This window comes from Nocardioides daeguensis (genome assembly GCF_019192965.1).
In the GTDB taxonomy this organism is placed as follows: domain Bacteria; phylum Actinomycetota; class Actinomycetes; order Propionibacteriales; family Nocardioidaceae; genus Nocardioides; species Nocardioides daeguensis.
The window spans coordinates 25,431-44,315 of the sequence record NZ_JAHTKU010000028.1 but is presented as its reverse complement, the minus strand read 5'-3'; the positions used below and the strand labels follow the sequence as shown (position 1 = coordinate 44,315).

19 protein-coding genes are annotated in these 18,885 nt (G+C 72.0%); 12 read left to right on the top strand and 7 right to left on the bottom strand.

Annotated elements, in window-relative coordinates; all coding sequences use genetic code 11:
- Positions 1-281: 281 nt before the first annotated feature.
- Positions 282-1,199: an HNH endonuclease gene (locus KU893_RS21945; RefSeq protein ID WP_218236833.1), complete on the bottom strand. Its 918-nt coding sequence runs from the start codon at positions 1,197-1,199 to the stop codon at positions 282-284.
- 270 nt (positions 1,200-1,469) lie between these two features.
- Between KU893_RS21945 and KU893_RS21940 the strand changes: the two genes are divergently transcribed.
- Positions 1,470-2,141, top strand: coding sequence for a hypothetical protein (locus KU893_RS21940; protein WP_218236831.1), 672 nt, complete (start codon positions 1,470-1,472; stop codon positions 2,139-2,141).
- Between the two features lie 56 nt (positions 2,142-2,197).
- Here KU893_RS21940 and KU893_RS21935 read toward each other — a convergent pair whose 3' ends face one another.
- A complete protein-coding gene (locus KU893_RS21935; protein ID WP_218236829.1) occupies positions 2,198-3,022 on the bottom strand; it encodes an SAM-dependent methyltransferase in 825 nt (274 codons plus the stop codon).
- Between the two features lie 105 nt (positions 3,023-3,127).
- On the opposite strand from KU893_RS21935, the gene egtB reads away from it, so the two are divergent.
- The 4 genes from egtB to KU893_RS21915 all read left to right on the top strand — a co-directional run bounded on the left by egtB (position 3,128) and on the right by KU893_RS21915 (position 8,275).
- A complete protein-coding gene (gene egtB / locus KU893_RS21930) occupies positions 3,128-4,486 on the top strand; it encodes an ergothioneine biosynthesis protein EgtB (protein ID WP_218236827.1) in 1,359 nt (452 codons plus the stop codon).
- Positions 4,483-5,457: an L-histidine N(alpha)-methyltransferase gene (gene egtD, locus KU893_RS21925; protein ID WP_218236824.1), complete on the top strand. Its 975-nt coding sequence runs from the start codon at positions 4,483-4,485 to the stop codon at positions 5,455-5,457. Before egtB ends, egtD begins: the two co-directional genes overlap by 4 nt.
- A 125-nt stretch (positions 5,458-5,582) precedes the next feature.
- On the top strand, positions 5,583-7,208 hold the full coding sequence (locus KU893_RS21920; protein WP_218236822.1) for an alpha/beta hydrolase: 1,626 nt from the start codon (positions 5,583-5,585) through the stop codon (positions 7,206-7,208).
- Positions 7,209-7,300: 92 nt separating this feature from the next.
- A complete protein-coding gene (locus KU893_RS21915) occupies positions 7,301-8,275 on the top strand; it encodes a hypothetical protein (protein WP_218236819.1) in 975 nt (324 codons plus the stop codon).
- Here KU893_RS21915 and KU893_RS21910 read toward each other — a convergent pair.
- Genes KU893_RS21910 through KU893_RS21900 form a run of 3 tightly spaced genes read right to left on the bottom strand, consistent with a single transcriptional unit; the run spans position 8,256 to position 10,528 of the window.
- Positions 8,256-9,038: an MBL fold metallo-hydrolase gene (locus KU893_RS21910; protein ID WP_218236817.1), complete on the bottom strand. Its 783-nt coding sequence runs from the start codon at positions 9,036-9,038 to the stop codon at positions 8,256-8,258. The genes KU893_RS21915 and KU893_RS21910 overlap by 20 nt on opposite strands.
- Before the next feature lie 12 nt (positions 9,039-9,050).
- Complete coding sequence (locus KU893_RS21905) at positions 9,051-9,809, bottom strand: sterol desaturase family protein (RefSeq protein ID WP_218236815.1); 759 nt, start codon at positions 9,807-9,809, stop codon at positions 9,051-9,053.
- Complete coding sequence (locus KU893_RS21900) at positions 9,806-10,528, bottom strand: FadR/GntR family transcriptional regulator (RefSeq protein ID WP_218236813.1); 723 nt, start codon at positions 10,526-10,528, stop codon at positions 9,806-9,808. Before KU893_RS21900 ends, KU893_RS21905 begins: the two co-directional genes overlap by 4 nt.
- A 144-nt stretch (positions 10,529-10,672) precedes the next feature.
- Here KU893_RS21900 and KU893_RS21895 point away from each other — a divergent pair, with 144 nt between their 5' ends.
- From KU893_RS21895 to KU893_RS23410, 4 genes are all read left to right on the top strand, one after another.
- A complete protein-coding gene (locus KU893_RS21895; protein ID WP_218236811.1) occupies positions 10,673-11,467 on the top strand; it encodes an SURF1 family protein in 795 nt (264 codons plus the stop codon).
- Entirely contained in the window at positions 11,464-11,799 is a 336-nt protein-coding gene (locus tag KU893_RS21890) for a DUF3817 domain-containing protein (protein ID WP_218236809.1), read from the top strand. The genes KU893_RS21895 and KU893_RS21890 overlap by 4 nt, the downstream gene beginning before the upstream one ends.
- A 4-nt stretch (positions 11,800-11,803) precedes the next feature.
- Positions 11,804-14,362 (top strand): LuxR C-terminal-related transcriptional regulator, encoded by a 2,559-nt coding sequence (locus KU893_RS23750; RefSeq protein ID WP_218236807.1) that lies wholly within the window; start codon positions 11,804-11,806, stop codon positions 14,360-14,362.
- A 207-nt stretch (positions 14,363-14,569) separates the two neighbouring features.
- Positions 14,570-15,199: a hypothetical protein gene (locus KU893_RS23410; protein ID WP_281426956.1), complete on the top strand. Its 630-nt coding sequence runs from the start codon at positions 14,570-14,572 to the stop codon at positions 15,197-15,199.
- A 79-nt stretch (positions 15,200-15,278) separates the two neighbouring features.
- Here the strand turns inward: KU893_RS23410 and KU893_RS21875 are convergent, their stop codons facing one another.
- Positions 15,279-15,602, bottom strand: coding sequence for a DLW-39 family protein (locus KU893_RS21875; protein ID WP_218236804.1), 324 nt, complete (start codon positions 15,600-15,602; stop codon positions 15,279-15,281).
- 186 nt (positions 15,603-15,788) lie between these two features.
- Between KU893_RS21875 and KU893_RS21870 the strand changes: the two genes are divergently transcribed.
- Entirely contained in the window at positions 15,789-16,295 is a 507-nt protein-coding gene (locus tag KU893_RS21870) for a peptidylprolyl isomerase (protein WP_218236802.1), read from the top strand.
- Between the two features lie 10 nt (positions 16,296-16,305).
- On the top strand, positions 16,306-17,226 hold the full coding sequence (locus tag KU893_RS21865; protein WP_218236800.1) for a rhomboid family intramembrane serine protease: 921 nt from the start codon (positions 16,306-16,308) through the stop codon (positions 17,224-17,226).
- A gap of 224 nt (positions 17,227-17,450) precedes the next feature.
- Here the strand turns inward: KU893_RS21865 and KU893_RS21860 are convergent, their stop codons facing one another.
- Positions 17,451-17,957, bottom strand: a complete 507-nt coding sequence (locus KU893_RS21860) for a cell division protein CrgA (protein ID WP_257440875.1) — start codon at positions 17,955-17,957, stop codon at positions 17,451-17,453.
- Between the two features lie 44 nt (positions 17,958-18,001).
- Here KU893_RS21860 and KU893_RS21855 point away from each other — a divergent pair, with 44 nt between their 5' ends.
- Positions 18,002-18,808: a DUF881 domain-containing protein gene (locus KU893_RS21855; protein ID WP_246593043.1), complete on the top strand. Its 807-nt coding sequence runs from the start codon at positions 18,002-18,004 to the stop codon at positions 18,806-18,808.
- The last annotated feature ends 77 nt before the right edge of the window (positions 18,809-18,885 follow it).

Here is an 18,885-nt window from a genome sequence, read left to right as displayed (position 1 = left end):
ACTGGGGCAAGGCCATCGGTGGGTACCTCTTTCAGTGCGTGGATTTCGCCGTTCACACCGAAGATCCCGCCGATGGCCGTCTACGTGCTGACGCCCCGCCGTTGGTCCCTCAAACCCCACCACTCCCAGGGACTCCTACAAGCGATGTCCAGATCGGTCCACGCCTGGACGCTTCTGACCTGCAGTTTCACCGTGAAACCGCCATCAAAGGGGCGTCCGAGGCAGCTTGCAAGCAGGGGGTTCGAATCCCCTAGGCTCCACCGATCCGAGACAGCTGCGTCTCAGCCGGCCTCGAGGAACGCCTGGAACCGTTGCTCCAGCAACGCCCGGTCGGGTCGTTCCGCACGACGCTCCGGCAGCACCATCAAGCGCTGGGCGTGAAACTCCTGGATGCCGTGGCGCAACATCGGTCCGTCCACCTCGCGCAGCACGTCTGCGTTGATGCGGACCTCGTAGTCGGGCGTGATGCCAAGGATGCGCCGGTCGTAGGCGGCGTGATGCATCTTGCACAACGTGAGGCCATTGGTGACGACGGGGCGGCCGCCCGCTCCGTCCTCCTGGATGTGCGCAGCGTCGAGGAGATCACCGTGCCGGAAGGAGCACACGGCGCACGACGTGCGGTACGCGCGCAGGACCGCGGCGCGGAACGGCCGCTGGTGGAGGCGACGCTTGGTGAGCTGCTGGCGGTACGACGGATCGAGCTCAAGATCGATGGACGGCCACGTGATGTCGGGCTGGGGAACCGCGTCGATATCGACGACGAACTGCAGATCGCTCCGCTCCTCGTCGACGAGGTAGATGGGATACAGAGCGCTGTACCCGCCGCCTTGAACTCCCAGCCACCAGATCAACGGCAGCCGCTCGATCATGGCCTCCCGCAGCGCACGGTTCTCGAAGTGGCCGAGGTCGTGGCCGCGCATCTTGTAGCGATAGAAGCCGTCGGCGCCGACCGCGTCGTCGTAGGGACGATCGAGTCCTTCTCGCCGATAGACAGTACGGAAGGACAGGGCGGCCTGCAGATGCGCGGGCTTCCAGATCCCCTGCTGCGTGGGCATCAGGCGGATCGTCTCGCCCGCCAACTGCAGTCCGCTGGTGTCCTCCTGGCTGAACGTCTCCTTGCCACCGGCTCGCTGGGTGTCCAGCCAGGCGAAGGCCGCGTGGCGGACTGCCAACTCGCGAAGCCGTTCAGCAGGGGTCACGAACGGATCATCGCAGGATCGGTCCGCGACGCGGACGTGCTTGGTGGAGTTTCTCCAAACCCAGGCCACATGCGCGGTTCGGCCCGTACCGTGGCGTGACCTTGTAGTCGGGCTGAGGAGGTCGCCGTGCGTGCCAGGATTGCCGCCGCCATCGTTTCTATCGGGCTCGTGGCGGGTGCTGGCGCTCCTGCCGGTGCGTTGTCTTCGGACGGCCAGGATGAGTCGCTCCGGGTAGTCCGCCCGGTCACTCTGACGGCCACCGCCGCCGAGGTGACTGAAGGTGATGTCGTCGCCCTGCGAGCGACCGTCAAGAAGCCGAAGCGGGCGAAGCGGATCTTCCTGCAGCGCTGGGACGTCCCGCTCTACTTCGGGAACCCGTCGTGGGAGAACGTGCGGAGCGTCAAGGTCCGCAAGCGCACCACGACGTTGCCCGAGGTCGCGACCAGCCTCAACACCGTCCGCTACCGGATCGTGGTCACCCGGAAGCACGGCAAGCCGCTGAAGTCCGCTCCCGTGAACATCACCGTGTGGCGCTGGATTCCGCTACAGAGGTTCGCGACGTACTCGTCGACGACCGGTGCCGTCTTCGGTCAAACCAATATCAACGGTGCGCGCTACAAGACCTGGGGCGCCGCGACGTGGTCGAACGCTGGCTCCTGGGAGTCCCGCTTCACGCCGGGACGCAACTGCAAGGCCTTCGCGGGCGTCCTGGGCGTCGACGATCAGTCCGAGGACGGTTCGAGTGGGACGGTCGCGCTCACCGCGGACGACGTGAGCATCTACCAGTCGCCCGCGCTGATGCCGGGGATGAGCATGAGGATCCAGATGCCGCTGGCGCTGCCGTACCGGTTCGGTCTCCGAGCGACCGACACCTCACCTGATGGCGTCGACGCCTTTCCGGTGATCGGCGACCCAGCGCTGCTCTGCACGGGGATCGCCTGACGGCTGAGCACGTACGCCGGGCGCGGGTGAGTCCTCCAGGCTCCACTGCTGCCTGATCAGGCGGGCTTCCTGCACACGAACGTCACCGTGCGGATCCGGCGCTCGGCGAGGTTCGCGACCTGGTTGGCCGCCATCACCGGGAACGCCTCACCCAGGAAGGCGGCGAAGGACACCGGCGGCGGGCCGTCGGCCTCGATCCGCTCGCGCACCTGACGGAACCAGGCGAGGCTCGCGTCCGACGAGTCGTCCTCCGCGAGGACGTCGAAGCCGGCGTCAGCGAGCAGGACCCGCATCTCCTCGGTGGTGGCGAGGAAGCTCGTGCTCGGGTCGTTCGCCCAGGGGACGGGGTAGTGGACGTCGCCGCCCTCGCCCTGCAGCACGTCGTACGCGACGAACCGGCCGCCGGGGCGCAGCGTGCGGAAGGCCTCGGCGTACAGGGCGGGCTTGTCGGCGATGTTCATCGCGACGTGCACGGTCATGGCGGCGTCGAAGGAGCCGTCGGGCAGGCCGGTGCTCGTCGCGTCGCCGGTGTGGAAGACGGTGCGGTCGGTCAGTCTCGTCCACGAGGACAAGGCAGCGGCGGCCTCGCAGAACTCCGGGGTCAGGTCGACGCCGGTGACGGTGCAGCCGGTCGTCTCGGCCAGGGTGCGCGCAGGTCCGCCCAGGCCGCTGCCGAGGTCGAGGACCCGGGAGCCCGGCCCGACGTCGAGCGCTGCCGCGATCTCCACGGTGGCCGCCCGACCCCGGATGTGGAACTCGTCGACCGGGCCGAGGTCCGCGGCCCGCAGCGCAGAGCGGTCCGCGCCCGCAGCGTCCAGCGCCGCGGCGAGGGCCGCCACCAGCCCGCCGGAGCCGGTGTAGAAGGCGGAGACGGCGCTCACCGGGCCATCCTCACCGACGAGGTGCGCACCCGGCAACGGTGAACATCGGCTGACGCTCCGCCCGTGCCCCTGGCCGTTGTCGGTGGCCCGTCCTAGGGTCGATCCATGACCACAACCCAGTGGACAGCGGACATCCTCCTGACCCGCTACGACGAGGTCAGGTCCCACACCGAGCGCCTCGCCGCGCCACTCTCGCCCGAGGACCAGACGGTGCAGTCGATGCCCGACGTGTCGCCGACGAAGTGGCACCGGGCCCACGTGACCTGGTTCTTCGAGACCTTCGTGCTGGCCGACAACGAGGCCGGGTTCGCGCCGTTCCAGGACCAGTACTGGTTCCTCTTCAACAGCTACTACGAGGCGGTCGGGCCGCGCTACAACCGCGCCGAGCGCGGGGTGATCAGCCGACCGGGCGCCCACGACGTCGGCGTCTACCGGGGCAATGTCGACGATCGGATGCGCGACCTGGTCGCCGGCCTCGACCAGGGCACGATCGACAAGCTGGCCGGCACGATCGAGCTCGGCTTCCACCACGAGCAGCAGCATCAGGAGCTGCTGCTGATGGATATCAAGCACGTGCTCTCGCTCAACCCGCTGCGCCCGACGTACGCCGGCGCCCCGGCCGCGCCCACCACCGCGGGCCCGCTGGGCTGGGTCGACGTCGAGGGCGGGCTGGTGGAGATCGGCCACCGCGAGGCGGGGTTCTCGTTCGACAACGAGCTGCCGCTGCACCAGGTCTGGCTCGAGCCGTTCCGGCTCGCCGACCGGCTGGTGACCAACGGCGAGTGGCTGGAGTTCATGGCCGACGGCGGCTACCGCCGCCCCGAGCTGTGGCTCTCCGACGGCTGGGCCCAGGTGAAGGCCCACGGCTGGGCGGCCCCGTTCTACTGGACGCAGGCCGACGGCGTGTGGTTCGAGCACACCCTGCACGGCACCTTCCCCGTCGACCCCGGGCTGCCGGTGAGCCACGTCAGCCACTACGAGGCCGACGCCTACGCCACCTGGGCGGGCAAGCGGCTCCCGACCGAGGCGGAGTGGGAGCACGCCGTGCGCGTCGACACCGGGGACACCCACCCCGCGGGCAACCTCGCCGACACCGAGACCTGGCACCCGCGCGCGGCCGGGGCGAGCACCGGTCACCTCCGGCAGGTCTACGGCGACTGCTGGGAGTGGACCTCCTCGGCGTACCTGCCCTATCCCGGCTTCCACCCGGCGCCCGGCGCGATCGGGGAGTACAACGGCAAGTTCATGTCCAACCAGATCGTGCTGCGCGGCGGCTGCGCGCTGACGCCGCCGGGCCACGCCCGGGCCAGCTACCGCAACTTCTTCCCACCCGGTGCGCGCTGGGCGTTGAGCGGCGTGCGCCTCGCGGACGGGGTTTCGAGGCTCGGCCCTTCGAGGCTCGCTGCGCTCGCACCTCAGGACAAGCGCGGCGCTCGCACCTCAACCGCCGAGGAGGGGGCATGAGCCAGACGCCCCGGGTCCAGGTGTTGCTCGAGCCCGACTGGGCCAGCGACAGCCTCGCGGCCGACGTACGCCGCGGCCTGAGCACCTATCCGCGCACCCTGCCGCCCCGGTGGCTGTACGACGACCGCGGGTCCGCCCTCTTCGACGAGATCACCCGCCTGCCGGAGTACTACCCGTTCACCGCGGAGCGCTCGATCCTCGAGGCGCACGCCGACGAGATCGCCGCCGCCAGCGGCGCCACGTCGCTGATCGAGCTCGGCAGCGGGACGAGCGAGAAGTCGCGGATCCTGCTGGACGCGTTCACGAGGACCGGCCAGCTCACCCGGTTCGCGCCGGTCGACGTGGCCGAGGGGACGCTGCGGCAGGCGGCCGACGAGATCGCGGCGCGCCACCCGGGCGTCGAGGTGGTGGCGGTGGTCGCCGACTTCACGCTCCACCTCGCCCACCTGCCGAGCGGCGGCCGCCGGATGGTCGCCTTCCTCGGCGGCACGATCGGCAACCTCTACCGCGAGGAGCGTGCCGCCTTCCTGGGCGCGCTCGCCGACGTCCTCGAGCCGGGCGACTCGGTGCTGCTCGGCACCGACCTGGTGAAGAGCGCCGACCGCCTGATCGCGGCGTACGACGACGCCCAGGGCGTCACCGAGGAGTTCATCCGCAACAGCCTGGTGGTGGTCAACCGCGAGCTGGGCGCCGACTTCGACCCGGCGGCCTTCTCCTACGTGCCGTTCTGGGACCCCCACATGGAGCGGATGGACCTGCGGCTGCGCGCGGAGGTGCCGCAGCAGGTGACCATCCCCGGCGCCGACCTGGTGCTCGACCTGGCGATGGGGGAGGAGATCCGGATCGAGATCTCGACCAAGTTCCGGGTCAGCCGGATCGCGGAGGAGCTCGAGGCGGCCGGGCTCCCGGTGTCCCGGGTGTGGACCGACGCCGCAGGCGACTTCGCGCTGACCCTCGCCACCCGCACCTGACGAGATCGACGAGCCCGGGCCGACACCGGCTGTCTCCCGCGCGTCGGGGTAGACCAGAGAGGTGGGACGCGGCAAGGTCGGACCACGCCGGAAGATCCCGGACACTCATCTCGGAAGGTTGTGACGTGAAGAGAGCACTGACGATCGTTGCGTCGGTTGCGACGGCAACAGCACTGCTGGTGCCCGGGGGAAGCAGCAGCGCTGCGCCGCAGGTTCCCCAGGCCGCCCCGCAGGCACCGTCGTACACCCCGCCGGCACCCGTCTGGGGTGCCTGCACCAGCCAGCGCCTGATCGACGCGGGCGCCCAGTGCGCGATGCTCGAGGTACCCCTCAGCTACGCGAAGCCCAAGGGCCGGAAGATTCAGATCGCGATCAGCCGGGTCCTGCACACCGATCCCGACTACAAGGGCATGATCGCGGCCAACCCGGGTGGTCCCGGCGGTTCCGGCCTCGGCATGGCCCGCCTCGGAGCGGCGATCCCGAACGGCGTCGGCGCCAAGTACGACTGGTACGGGTTCGACCCGCGTGGAGTCGGCAGCAGCACGCCGTCGCTGAGCTGCAACCCGGACTACAAGGGCGCGGGCTACGACCGCCCCAACTACGTGCCGACGAAGCAGAAGAACCTCAAGTGGTGGCAGCGGGTCACGAAGAAGTACGCCAAGGCTTGCTCGAGGTCCGACGCCAAGGTGCTGCTGCGGCACATGCACACCACCGACGTCGCACGTGACCTCGACAGTCTGCGCAAGGCGGTCGGCGCACCGAAGCTGAACTACTACGGCTTCTCGTACGGCACCTACCTCGGCCAGGTCTACGCGACGCTGTTCCCGAAGAAGGTCGGCCGGTTCGTGTGGGACGGCGTGCTCAACGCCGACCGCGCGTTCTACCTCTCGAACGTCGACCAGAACATCCAGTTCGACAAGAACATCAACCACTACTTCCGGTGGCTGGCCCAGAACGACGCCGTCTACGGGCTCGGGACCAACGGCAAGAAGATCCGCAAGGGCTACTACCGGCTGCTCCGCAAGCTCGACAAGCAGCCTGCGGCCGACGGCCGGCTCGGCCCCGACGAGCTCGGCGACGTGCTGCTCAGCGCCGGCTACTACGTCTACGACTGGGCGAGCATCGGCGCGGCGTACGCGAAGCTGGTCAAGACCGGTGACGGCGCGGACCTGATCGACATGTACGCCGGCCCCGGCGACGACAACGGGTTCGCCGTCTACAACGCCGTGCAGTGCACGGACGCGGTCTGGCCGAACTGGAAGAAGACCCAGGCCGACGCCTGGCGGGTGCACCGCAAGCACCCGTTCCTCACCTGGGGCAACACCTGGTACAACGCCCCCTGCCTGAACTGGCCGGCCCCGTCGCGCAAGGCGATCGACGTCAGCGGCAAGAAGGTGAAGTCGCGGATCCTGATGATCGCCGAGACCAACGACGCGGCCACGGTGTTCTCCGGCGCCGTCGCCACCCGCAAGGCGTTCCGGACGTCCTTCCTCATCGAGGGCGTGGGCGGGACGACGCACTCCGGATCGCTGTCCGGCATCGCCTGCACCGACAACCTGATCGCCAGCTACCTCGACACGGGCGTGCTGCCGCCGCGCCGCAAGCACAAGCGCAGCGACCTCAAGTGCGACCCGGTCCCGCCGCCGGCGGCGGCGGTGTCCACGCGTGGTGCCGGTCCGCTGACCACGGACGACCGGATGCCGGCCGACCTGCGCCGGCTGCTCCTCGAGGCGCAGTCCACCGGGCGCTGAGGAGGCACGGAAAACACAGGGTGATCAGACCCACGAGCGGGCGTCGGCGTACTCGTCGGCGCCCGCTCGGCTCTCATGGCAAGATTCGGCGCGTGAGTCGTGTGGGGAGGGTCGCTGCCGCGCTGGCGGGCGCCCTGCTCCTGACCGCGTGCAGCGGCGACCCGAAGCCGGTGCACCAGGTGGTGCCGGAGCCGGAGGTCGTGGTGTCCGACTACGACGCCTCGAAGGAGCCGTCCGCGGCCGTGCTGGCCCTGGTGCCGTCCGCCGCCACCACCCTCGAGGTCACCGACTTCGACCAGATCCGCCTGGTGCTCGGCTTCTCGACCCTCGACGACGACAGCCCGGCGGCTGACCGCGAGAAGTTCTGGCAGCGGTTCCGGCGCAGCGCGGCCCTGTCCACCGGCCTGCTGCGGCCCGCCGACCAGCGGCTGCGCACCCAGTTCGGGATCAGCCAGGACGACGTCGCCTGGGAGGCCAGCTGGTCCGCCGACGGCGCGAGCGCCGACGGCACGGGCTGGGTCCTCGCGTTCCACGAGGACGTGCCGGTCGGCGCGATCCGCCGGGCCGTCGAGGCCGGGGCCGGTCCGCTGGCCGGTGCGGTCGTCGACGAGAAGCGGCACCTCGTCACCTCGGCCCAGCCCCCCGCCGTCGCCGACTCCTGGGGCGCCGAGCCCGCGCTGGTCGCGCTGACCGGGACCGAGGCCGTCTCGACGTACGTCGCGCGCGGCTGCACCTCCTTCGACACGGTCTTCGGGGCCGGCATGGAGGAGCAGCTCGCCGCCGCTCCGGCCGCCGCGCTGCACGGGCTCGACGAGCTCGACGCCTGGTCGGTGGCGCTCGGCACCGAGCTGGTCACGGTCCAGCTCGGCGAGAAGCGCGGCGACGCCTTCGATCGGGTCCGGCTGGCCGACGTGATGCCGCCGACCGACCCGGAGTTCGCCCTGGTGATGAGCCGCGGGGTCGCCGACCCCGCGAGCGGGCGCCTCGGCTACGTCCTCGACGACCCCGCCGCGGCCGCCCGGCTGACCCGGGAGCGACACCTGCCCTTCACGGTCTGCCCCGACTGAGCTCGTCGTACTGCGCCTTGTCGTGGGCGCAGATGACGGTGACCGCGTCGTGGTGTCCGCGGGCGAGCTCTTGGAGCCGCTCGAGGTTCGCGACCCGCTGCCGGTTGTCGACGGCCATCAGCCGCTGGAAGGCGGTGAGCGAGACCGGGCAGGTCGGCGGGTCGGCGAGCTGGCCGCCGTGGAAGAAGGCGTCGCCGGCGTGGAGCAGCCAGTGCCCGTCGTCGCGGCGGACCGCGACCCCGGAGTGGCCGCGGGTGTGACCGTGCAGCGGGACGAGCACCACGTCGTCGGCGAGGGCGGTCACAGAGGCGAAGCCGAACCAGTCGTCGCCGTCCTCCTCGTGCAGGCTCCACCGCGGGTCGTGCGCCCACTGTGCCGCCACGTAGCGCGCCTTCTCGCGCAGGCTGGGGCGCAGGGCGGCCGCGTGCTCGGTGGCGTGGACGTGGATCCGGGCGTTCGGGAAGTCGGCGATGCCGCCGGCGTGGTCGAGGTCGAGGTGGGTGAGCACGATGTCGGTCACCTCGCCGGGGTCGCGGCCCCCGGCCTTGACCTGCGCCAGCGCCGTCTCGCCCGGGTCGAGGTCGGGGCGCACGGTGGCCAGGAACGGCCGGCCGAGGCGTCGGCGGTCCGCGAGGTCCCCGGTGCCGAAGCCGGTGTCGACCAGGGTGAGACCGTCGGGCCGCTCGAGGAGCAGGACGTGGGCGACCATGGTGGGAGCGAGGGCGGGCCTCATGGTCGCGCAGTTGAGGTGGGAGATCCGCACGGGCTCAGGGTGTCACAGCGCGAGGTCGTGGAGGCGCTGGACGGTCGGCGAGGTCGGCACCGTGCTCGGGTCCGGGGCGGTGCCGAACAGCCGGTCCGCCGTACCCGCGGTGGTGACGGTGAACCAGTAGTGCTCGCTCTTGTAGTGGTGCAGGCGGTGGTTGCGCCACACCTTCCGGTACCACGCGGATCGCGGCCGGTAGTCGCTGTGCAGCAGGTGGTGGGTCCACTCGTAGCCGGACTTGATCGCGTAGATCGCGGTGAGCAGCGTGAACATCGCAGGAGTGGTCGGGGTGACCAGCCAGGCCAGCGCAGTCCACGCCGGCGCGAGCCAGAGCTGGGCCTGCCAGGGGATGAACACGAGCGGGATCGCCCGCGGGTCGGCGTGGTGGGCGCGGTGCTTGCGCGCCAGCAGCGGGTCGAGGGTGAGCGGTCCGAGGTGGCGCGGCCTCCAGTGCAGGATGAACACGTGGACCAGCCACTCCACGACCGGCAGCACCGCCACCAGACCCAACGGGACGGCCAGCTCCCACCACGAACCCGGACCGGCGAGGACGCGGCCGGTGATCGCGGCGGCCAGGCAGGCGCCGAGCAGGTACGGGCTCGGGTGCCGCCAGAACTCGGTGAACACCTCGCCCATCGTGAGGTTCGTACGACGCCCGGCGGCCCGGTCGCCGACGTACTTGCCGACGTACTTGCCGTCGAGCTTGCCGGCGAGCCGGGCCTCGTCGTCGGCGAGGCGGCGCGCGGCGTGCGCCTCGCGGGGGCTCACCGGCCCTCCCCCAACGCGGCGAAGGCCCCGAGCAGCGTGTCGGCGGTCGGGGTGAGCACCCGGGCCGCGGCGGCGCGGGCGGTGGGGGCGTCGCCGGCCCGGACCGCGGCGGTGAGCAGCCGGTAGGGCTCGACCTGGCCGACCTCGCCGGCGAGAAGGCTCGCGAGCGCGGGGAGCGCCGGCTCGTAGGCGGCGCGCAGGCTGTTGAACATCAGCCGGAACACCATCGAGTCGGCGCCGTCGACGAGCAGGTCCCAGTAGTCGAGGGCGAGCACCTGCCAGTCGAGGGCGTCGGTGGTCTCGGCCATGGTGGCGGTGACGGCGTCGAGGCTGGCGGCGAGCGCCGGACCGCCCCGCTCGGCGGCGAGGGCCGCGATGCCGGGGCCGACCTCCGCCCGCGCCTCGATCACGCTGCGCCCGATCGCGGTGTCGAGCTGGCCGCCGCGCACCAGCAGCCGCGGGAGCAGGTCGAGGCCGGCCGCGCGCCGGAAGTCGCGCACCAGCGTGGCGCCGCCGTGGCGCACCTCCACCAGCCCGGTCTGCGCGATCCGCTGGAGCGCCTCGCGCACCACCGGCCGGGAGATGCCGAGCACCTCGGCCAGCCGGCGCTCGCTGGGCAGCGGCTCGCCGGCGGTCAGCTCGCCGTCGACGACCTCGTCGAGGAGCTGGTCGAAGACCTGGTCGGACGCCGAGCGGCGGGTCACGGGACGAAGGGCCATGGGCGCCACGCTAGGCGCGTCGGGTCATGTGGTCAAGTGGTCATACCAGTTTTGTTTTGGTCAGAGACTGCACGCTTCCGCCCCTGATTTGCACGGATTGGTCCCAAACCGCGGCGCCCCGACCCCGCCACGTAGGCTGCTGACGTGGTGCGCTGGTGGAGCATGCGGTTGTGGGGTGCCCACCTCCTGGGCCTGGTGTGCGTGTCGATCGCCGTGGGCATGGGCGTGTGGCAGTACGACGCCTGGCAGGCCCGGCGCGACGCCGAGCGGATCGACCTGACCCACGCCGAGCCGGTCGCGATCACGGAGGTGATCGGTCCCGACGACCCGTTCCCGACCGTCGGACTGGGCCGTCCGGTGGAGGTGCGCGGCACCTTCCTGCCCGAGGGCACCGTGCTGGTGTCCGGGCGGGCTGGGGAGAAGGGCCGGGACGGCGACTGGCTGGTCACCCCGATCACCGTCGGCGACGCGTCGGCTCCCGCCGTACCCGTGGTGCGGGGATGGGTGCCGACCGGCACCGATCTCGCCAGCCTGCCCGCGCCGCCGGCCGGTGAGGTCGACCTGGTCGGCTGGTTGCAGCCGCCCGAGGGCAGCGGCCAGGCGGACGACGACCCGCGCGACGACGTGCTCCCCGAGCTGCGGATCGCGGATCTGGTGCAGCGCGTCGACCAGGACCTGTACGGCGCCTATGTGGTCGCCGAGGAGCCGCTTCCCGGCGACGCCGCCGCGGGGGTGGACGGTGCGACGCTCGACCAGCTGCCGCAGGCGAGCCGGTTCACCGGCCTGCGCAACATCCTCTATGCCATCGAGTGGTGGGTCTTCGCGGCGTTCGCGGTCTTCTTGTGGTTCCGCTACGTGCGCGACGCCACGTCCGGGCGGGCGCTCGACGAGGCCGACGCCGAGGCGGGCGAGGACGCCGTCGTACGCTCGGACCCGTGACCAAGCTCTTCAACGTCTATCGCGTGCTCGCGCTCGTGGTCGGCGTGCTCCTGCTCGTCGGCACCGTCGGTTCGCTGCTGAAGTACCTGCTCGAGGACGGCACCACGCTGCAGCGCCTGGGTGACGACCTCACCCCGATCTGGCTGGTGCACGGCTGGGTCTACATCGTGTACGTCGTCGTCGCGTTCCTGCTCACGCAGAAGGCGCGCTGGACGATCCCGCAGCTGGGCCTGATGCTCGTCGCGGGCCTGGTGCCCGGCCTGATCTTCTGGGTGGAGCGCCGGGTGGCGCAGCGCCTGCGCGAGGACCACGCGGAGCTCGCGCAGGGCTGACGTCGTGCGCACGGTCGGCCGGGAGGAGGAGCTCGAGCGTCTGCGTGACGCGCTCGCCCGGCCGGAGTGCCAGGTCGTCCTGATCGCTGGTGAGGGCGGCGTCGGCAAGACCCACCTGCTCGACGTCCTCGCCCACGACTCCGGTGCGGTGCGGGCCTACGGCACCGCCGCGATGGCGGGCGTGCCGCTCAGCGCGATGGCCCACCTGGTCGCGCCGACCTCGGCCGCGCTGACCGCGATGGTCGCCGACGTCGTCCGGGCGGTTCCCGACGGCGGCGTGCTGGCGGTGGACGACCTCGACCAGTGCGACGACGTCTCGCTCGGGGTCGCCCTGCGCGTGGCGCGCGACCACGGCCGGACCCTGGTCGCGACGGTACGCACCCGCGACGGCGAGCTGCCGCCGGCGATCGGCTCCTTCGCGCACGACCGGGCGACCGAGCTGGTCACGCTCGCCGCCTTCAGCCGCGAGGACACCGAGCGCTTCGTCCAGGACCTGCTCGGCGACGTCGTGGACGCCGGGATCGTCCAGGAGGTGTGGACCCGGACGGGGGGCAACGCCCTGTTCATCGCCCAGGTCATCGGCGAGGCCCGGCACGCAGGCACCCTCCACCACGCCCCGGCGGGCTGGGTGTCCCACGGCCGGCTGAGCGTCCCGGTGCGGCTGCGGCAGGCCCTGCTCGCCCGGCTCGCCGGCTGCTCGGCCGAGGCCCACGAAGCGGCCCGGCTGGTCGCCGCGGTGGGCCGGATGTCCCTCGACGAGGTGGAGCGGTCGCGTCCGTCGCTGGCGCTCGACGAGCTGATCGACAACGGGATCCTGTTGTGGGACGGGCCGGTCCTGCGCTTCGTCCACCCCCTGTTCGCCGAGGTGCTCTGGGCGGAGACGTCGCCACTCCTCCGGCGGCGGCTGCTGCGCCGGCATCTCGACCTGGCCCGCGACTCGGCTAGCCCGGACGTCGTACGGATCGCCGTCCTGGGCCTCGATGCGGGCGAGCCGCCGGATCCGGCGGGACTGCTCGCCGCGGCCCGGCTGGCCAACGCCGGCGGCTCCGCCGAGAACGCGCGCCGACTGGCGGCGGCCGCGGTCGAGCACGGGGACGGCGACGTCGCGGGACAGGCGGCGCTGGTCCTCGCGGCGGCCCTCAGCGAGCTGGGCCGCTCGGCGGAGGCCGTCGAGACGCTGCGCTCCACCCTGGAACGGGTCGAACCCGGTCCCCTCGCCATCGCCCTGGCGGTCACCGTCCACAAGCTGATCGTGTGGGGGACCTTCGACCTCGCTGCCGCGGCGGCGGCGTTGCAGGCCGAGGCGCGGCGCTATCCCGAGGGCGCGCCGATGGTGCGCGAGTCCTTCGCCATCGCCGAGGCCGACAGCCGGATCTACGCCGCCGAGGTGCACCGGGCCGAGATGATCCTCGACGGCATCGACCTCGCGGTCCTGCCGACGGTGCTGCGCATGCTGCACGCCACCACGCGCGCGCACGTCCTCACCCACCTCGGCCGCACCGGGGAGGCGCTCGACCTGGTCGGCAGCATCCTCCGGCTGGCGCTCGACCACCCGCAGGAGGTCATCCCCGGCACCCGGGACCGGCTGCTGACCATCGCCAGCCACGCGGCCCGAGAGCACGGCAGCTACGCCCTCGCCGTCGAGTACGGCGAGCGCTGCCACGACGGTGCGCTCGCCGACGGCATCGTGGTCGGCCGGGCCTGGGGCGCGGTCGTCGCGTCGGCGGCCTGGGGACAGGTGGGCGACCTCGACACGGCGGCGTTGTGGGGCCGGCGCGCGCTCGTCGCCGCGACCGCCTGCGGCATGGTCGACGTCGAGCGGCTGGCGATCGCGATGCTGATGATGTGCGCCGGAAGCCGCGGCCAGGCGGTGCCGCCCGAGCTGCTGGACCGGCTCGCGGCCCTGCCGGCGGGCGTGGGCTTCCTGCGCCACCAGATGCCGATCGCCCACGCCTGGGCGGCGTACGGCGCCGGCCGACCGGGCCGCGCTCGCAGCCTTCTGCGCGCCGGCGAGCAGGCGTCGCGCGAGGTCGACGCCCGCCTGGCCGAGGCCTGGATCCTGCACGAGCGGGTCCGGATGGGAGACCGCGAGGGCGTGGCGGCCCGGCTGGCAGCACTCGAGCTCGACTCCCCGATCGCCACTGCTCGGCTGCGGCTGGTCACCGCCCTCGACGGGCGAGACGGCACGGCCGTGGTGACGGTGGCCGAGGAGCTCGCCGACCTCGGCGCGGTGCTCGCGGCGGCCGAGGCCGCGGCCGAGGGCGCCCGGTTGCTGAGCGGCCGGCCCGCCGCGGCCGCCCGTCGTCGTGCCCACGAGCTCGCGGCCCGGATCGGGCACCCGTCGACGCCCCTGCTGGTGGGTCTCCCGGCGGACCCGCTCAGCCATCGAGAGCGCACGGTCGCGGAGCTGGCCGCCGACGGTGCGTCGAACGCCGAGATCGCCGAGCGACTGCACCTGTCGGTCCGCACGGTCGAGAACCACCTGAGCCGGGTCTACGCCAAGCTCGGTGTCGCCTCCCGGGCGGGACTGGCCGCCGGGATCGGCGGGCCCCACCGCGGCTGAGCCCGACCGCGCTGCGGCCTCGAGCGGTCAGCGAGCGGCCGACGAGCCGTCGACGAGCTGGCCCCGAGCCGCCGTTGAGCCGCAATTGAGTGGTCACTACTCAAGCCGCGGATGGTCGTGACTTCCTAGCGTCCGTGGGGCCGGACGATCCCGTCCGGCACCGTCGCCACCCCGCTCCCGTGGGGTCTCGGAAGGGAGTACCCCCTCATGTCCATCGTCCGCAGGCTCCTCGCGCCCGGCGTCGTGCTGGCCACGATCCTGGCCCTCGCGCTCGCCGGGGGCTCGTACGCCGCCGCCAAGATCACCGGCAAGCAGATCGCGAAGAGCGCCATCACCTCCAAGCACGTCAAGGACGGCAGCCTGACCGCCGCCGACCTGTCGCCGGCGGCGCTGGCCGCGCTCAAGGGTGGCGACAGGGGGCCGGCCGGCGAGAAGGGTGCCCCCGGTGCGCCCGGACCGGCCGGCGCGCCCGGACCCCAGGGAGCCACCGGACCGCAGGGCAACACGGGGCCGCAGGGAGCGACCGGCGCCCAGGGACCGCAGGGCGCGGCGGGGCCGCAGGGCCCGGCGGGCATCCTGGGCCTCGCCAAGGTCGAGACCGCCGACTCCGTCGGTGGCAATGCCGAGAAGACGACCTGGGCCAACTGCCCGGCGGGCAAGGTGCTGATCAGCTGGGCGCTGAGCTCCGCAGCCAACATCGACGACTTGACGGTCACTCCGAAGCACGCGGGCTACGACCTGTTCGGCTTCCCCACCGGGATCGGCGTGCGGGTGTCCAACCTCGTCCCGGGCACGAACGGCTACACCCTGGTGGCGCTCTGCGCGAGCGCGAGCTGAGGCGACGCCGGCGAGGAGAAGTCCGACAGGGGCGGTGCGGAGGTCCGCACCGCCCCTGTCGCGCGCCGCGCTCGCGCGCTCAGGCCTGCGGCTCCTCCGGGAGCGGGTCGGTCAGCGGGTCCGGCCGCTCGTCGGCCGGCACCGGCGGGACCTGGTCGGGCTCGTCGATCGGCTCGGGCGCGTTGTCGACGAGCAGCTCGTCGGGTGCCTCGACCGGAGCCGGTGGCGCGGGCGGGGCGGGCGGTGCCGGCGGGGCAGGCGGGGTGGGCACCGCGGGCGAGGTCGGCTCGGTGGCGGACTGCCACAGCGACGCTTCGTCGCCGCCGGCCTGCAGCTTCTTGGCGACCGCGGCGACGAGCGCCCCCAGCGCACCGAGGACCACCAGCTTCTTCAGCTTTCCCATGCCCTGCGCTCCCTTCGCCGTTGGGCCCCGTGCGGGCCCTGACCCGGTCGGGTCGACGACTCCATCCCACCACGTCGCCTCCGCCGGGGTAACCCCTGCCGGGCCTGTGGTCCTCGTGCCCCGCCTCAGTAGGATCGAGGACGTTCCGAACGACCACCCGTACCACCCCGGAGACGAGGCACTTCCATGGCAGAGCAGCAGGCCGTCCTGAAGACCAACAAGGGCGACATCACGCTCAACCTGTTCCCGAACCACGCGCCGGAGACGGTCGCCAACTTCGTCGGCCTCGCCAAGGGCGAGAAGGCGAACTCGGCGAAGGGTCCGGGCGAGCCGTTCTACGACGGCCTGATCTTCCACCGCGTCATCGAGGGCTTCATGCTCCAGGGCGGCTGCCCGCAGGGCACGGGCACCGGTGGTCCGGGCTACCAGTTCAAGGACGAGCCGCACCCCGAGCTGGTCTTCGACAAGCCGTACCTGCTCGCCATGGCCAACGCCGGCCCGGGCACCAACGGCTCGCAGTTCTTCATCACCGTCGCCCCGACGACGTGGCTGAACTTCAAGCACACCATCTTCGGCGAGGTCGCCGACCAGGCCTCGCGCGACGTCGTCGACGCGATCGGCAAGGTCCCGACCGGCGCCGGTGACCGCCCGATCGAGCCGGTCGTCATCGAGTCCGTCGAGATCATCGGCTGACCCACCCCGCATGAGCACCCCTCCGGTCGGAGTGCCGACCTGTTACCGGCACTCCGACCGTGAGACCTGGATCCGCTGCCAGCGCTGCGAGCGCCCGATCTGCCCCGACTGCATGCGCGACGCGGCGGTCGGCTTCCAGTGCCCCGAGTGCGTCGCCGAGGGCCGCAAGTCGGTGCGCCAGGCGCGGACGGCGTACGGCGGCCAGGTCACCGGCAACCCCGGCGCGGTGTCGATCGCGCTGATCGGCATCAACGTCGTCGTGTGGGTGGCCATCATGGCGTCCGGTCGCTACGGCAGCCGGCTCTACGAGCTGTTCGCGCTCGCGGTGCGCGGGGCGTGCCGGGAGAGCGACGGCAGCTACTACCCGTTCGTGGACCAGGCCAGCTGCGAGGCCGGGACCACCGCGCACTGGGCCGCCGGCGTCAGTGACGGCGCCTTCTGGCAGCTGCTCACCTCGATGTTCACCCACGTCGAGCCCTGGCACCTCGGGTTCAACATGCTCGCCCTGTGGGTGCTCGGCCCCCAGCTCGAGGCGATCCTCGGCCGGGGCCGCTACCTCGCGCTCTACCTGCTCTCGGGTCTGGCCGGATCGGTCGCCGTCTACTGGCTCTCGCCCGAGCAGACCACGACCGTGGGCGCCTCGGGTGCCGTCTTCGGCCTGATGGGCGCGCTCGTCGTGGTCGGCCTCAAGGTCGGGGGCAACGTGCAGGGCCTGCTGGTGTGGATCGGCATCAACGTGCTGTTGACCTTCACCATCTCCAACGTGTCCTGGCAGGGCCACTTCGGCGGCCTGCTCGGCGGGATCGTGATCGCCGCCGTCCTCGTGCTCGCGCCCAAGGAGCGGCGTACGCCGGTCCAGGTGGCCGGCCTCTCCGCGGTCGGCGTGGTCCTCGTCGCCGCCACCGTGCTGCGCACGCTCACCCTGACCTGACGTCCGCTCAGCCCTCCGGCCCGTCCCGCAGCAGCGGGGCGGGCCGTTCGGCTTCCCCCTCGGTTTCCACAGGCTTTTCCACCGATGTGGAGGAATCACACCCGTGTAATTCTCCCCAGCTGTGGACATCCCTGGGGAAAACGGGCGGTGGGGGGCCGGGGAAAAGCAGCGCCGCGCCGGGGACCGCAGAGGGTCCGCCGGCGCGGCGTACGCGTGGGGGAGACCTACTCCCAGCGGGTGGCGAAGGCGAAGCCGACGGCCATGAACCCGATGCCGACGAACAGGTTCTTCTGCCCGAGGTCGTTGAGGACCGGGATGTCCTTCGGGTCGTTGCCGGTCAGGAAGATGTAGAAGACACAGATCCAGAGCAGGCCGACGAGGAAGCACGCGAGCATCGCGACCACGACGCCGCGGCCGCGGCCGAGCGGGGTCGAGGGGTGCGCGGAGATCATCAGGCCCAGGAAGAACGCGAGGAACCCGATCAGGTAGTTCTTGCCCTCGAGGTCGGCGATGAAGGACGGTCCGCCGGGCTGGCGGACCTTGCCGTTCTCGCCGATGCTGCCGAACCCGTCGGTGGGCCGGATCCCGAAGTAGTAGTAGAGGATCCAGGCGATGCCGCCGAGGATGAGCAGCAGCGCGATGGCGAACCGGAGGCTCATCACGCGGCCGCGCTCCGGGTCGCCGAAGACCTCGCGCTCCTTGCGCTTCGACAGGCGGGACGACTTCGCCACGGGTGGCTCCTCGATCAGGTTCGGTGGTGGTGGACACTGTCAGTATGACGGGTGCCCACGCCGGAGGTACGACGGGCCGCCGACCCGAGGCGCGCCAGCGCTCGCGTGCGTGGCGGGTCGGTACGCCGGTCGTGGTGCTGCTCAGCGGCGCGCTGCTCGCCGTCTCGGCCACCAACAGCGAGGGTTCCGACCTGCGCCCGGGTCGCTACACCGATCTCGCGGGACTGGTCGAGGGCGAGGCGGCCGACTACCGCAAGGTCGAGCAGCGGTACCAGGACCTGTCCGACCAGGTCGAGGAGCTGAGCGCCACCGTCGGCGACAAGGGCGTGCGCGACGCGCGGCGCGAGATCGCGAAGCTGCGCGACCCGGCGGGGATGACCCCGCGCACCGGACCCGGCCTCGCGATCACCCTGTCCGACGCCCCCGCCGAGCTGCTCGACCAGGCCGTCGAGCGCAACAAGCACCTCGACCCCGAGGACCGGCTCAACCTCAACCGGTTCGTCGTGCACCAACAAGACATCCAGGCCCTGGTCAACGCCTTGTGGAGCGGCGGCGCCACCGCCGTCACGATCGCGGGCCAGCGGGTGATCTCGACGACCGGCATCCGCTGCAAGGGCCCGGTCGTGCAGCTGCAGGGCCAGCCCTTCCCCCAGCCCTACGTCATCGAGGCGGTCGGCGACCCGAGCGAGCTGTACTCCTCGGTCGCCGCCGACCCGATCGTCAGCGGCTACCGCACCGACGCCGACAACCCGCTCATCCAGATGGGCTGGGACCTCGAGTTCGAGGACCGGATCGAGGCGCCGGCGTACGACGGCGTGGTCGACCTGCAGTACGCCCGGCCGCTGGGCTGACCCGGTCCTTCAGATCGTTCGATCGAACGATCTGGGGGACTTCGGGCGCCCCACCTCCCCCTGACCGTTCGATCGAA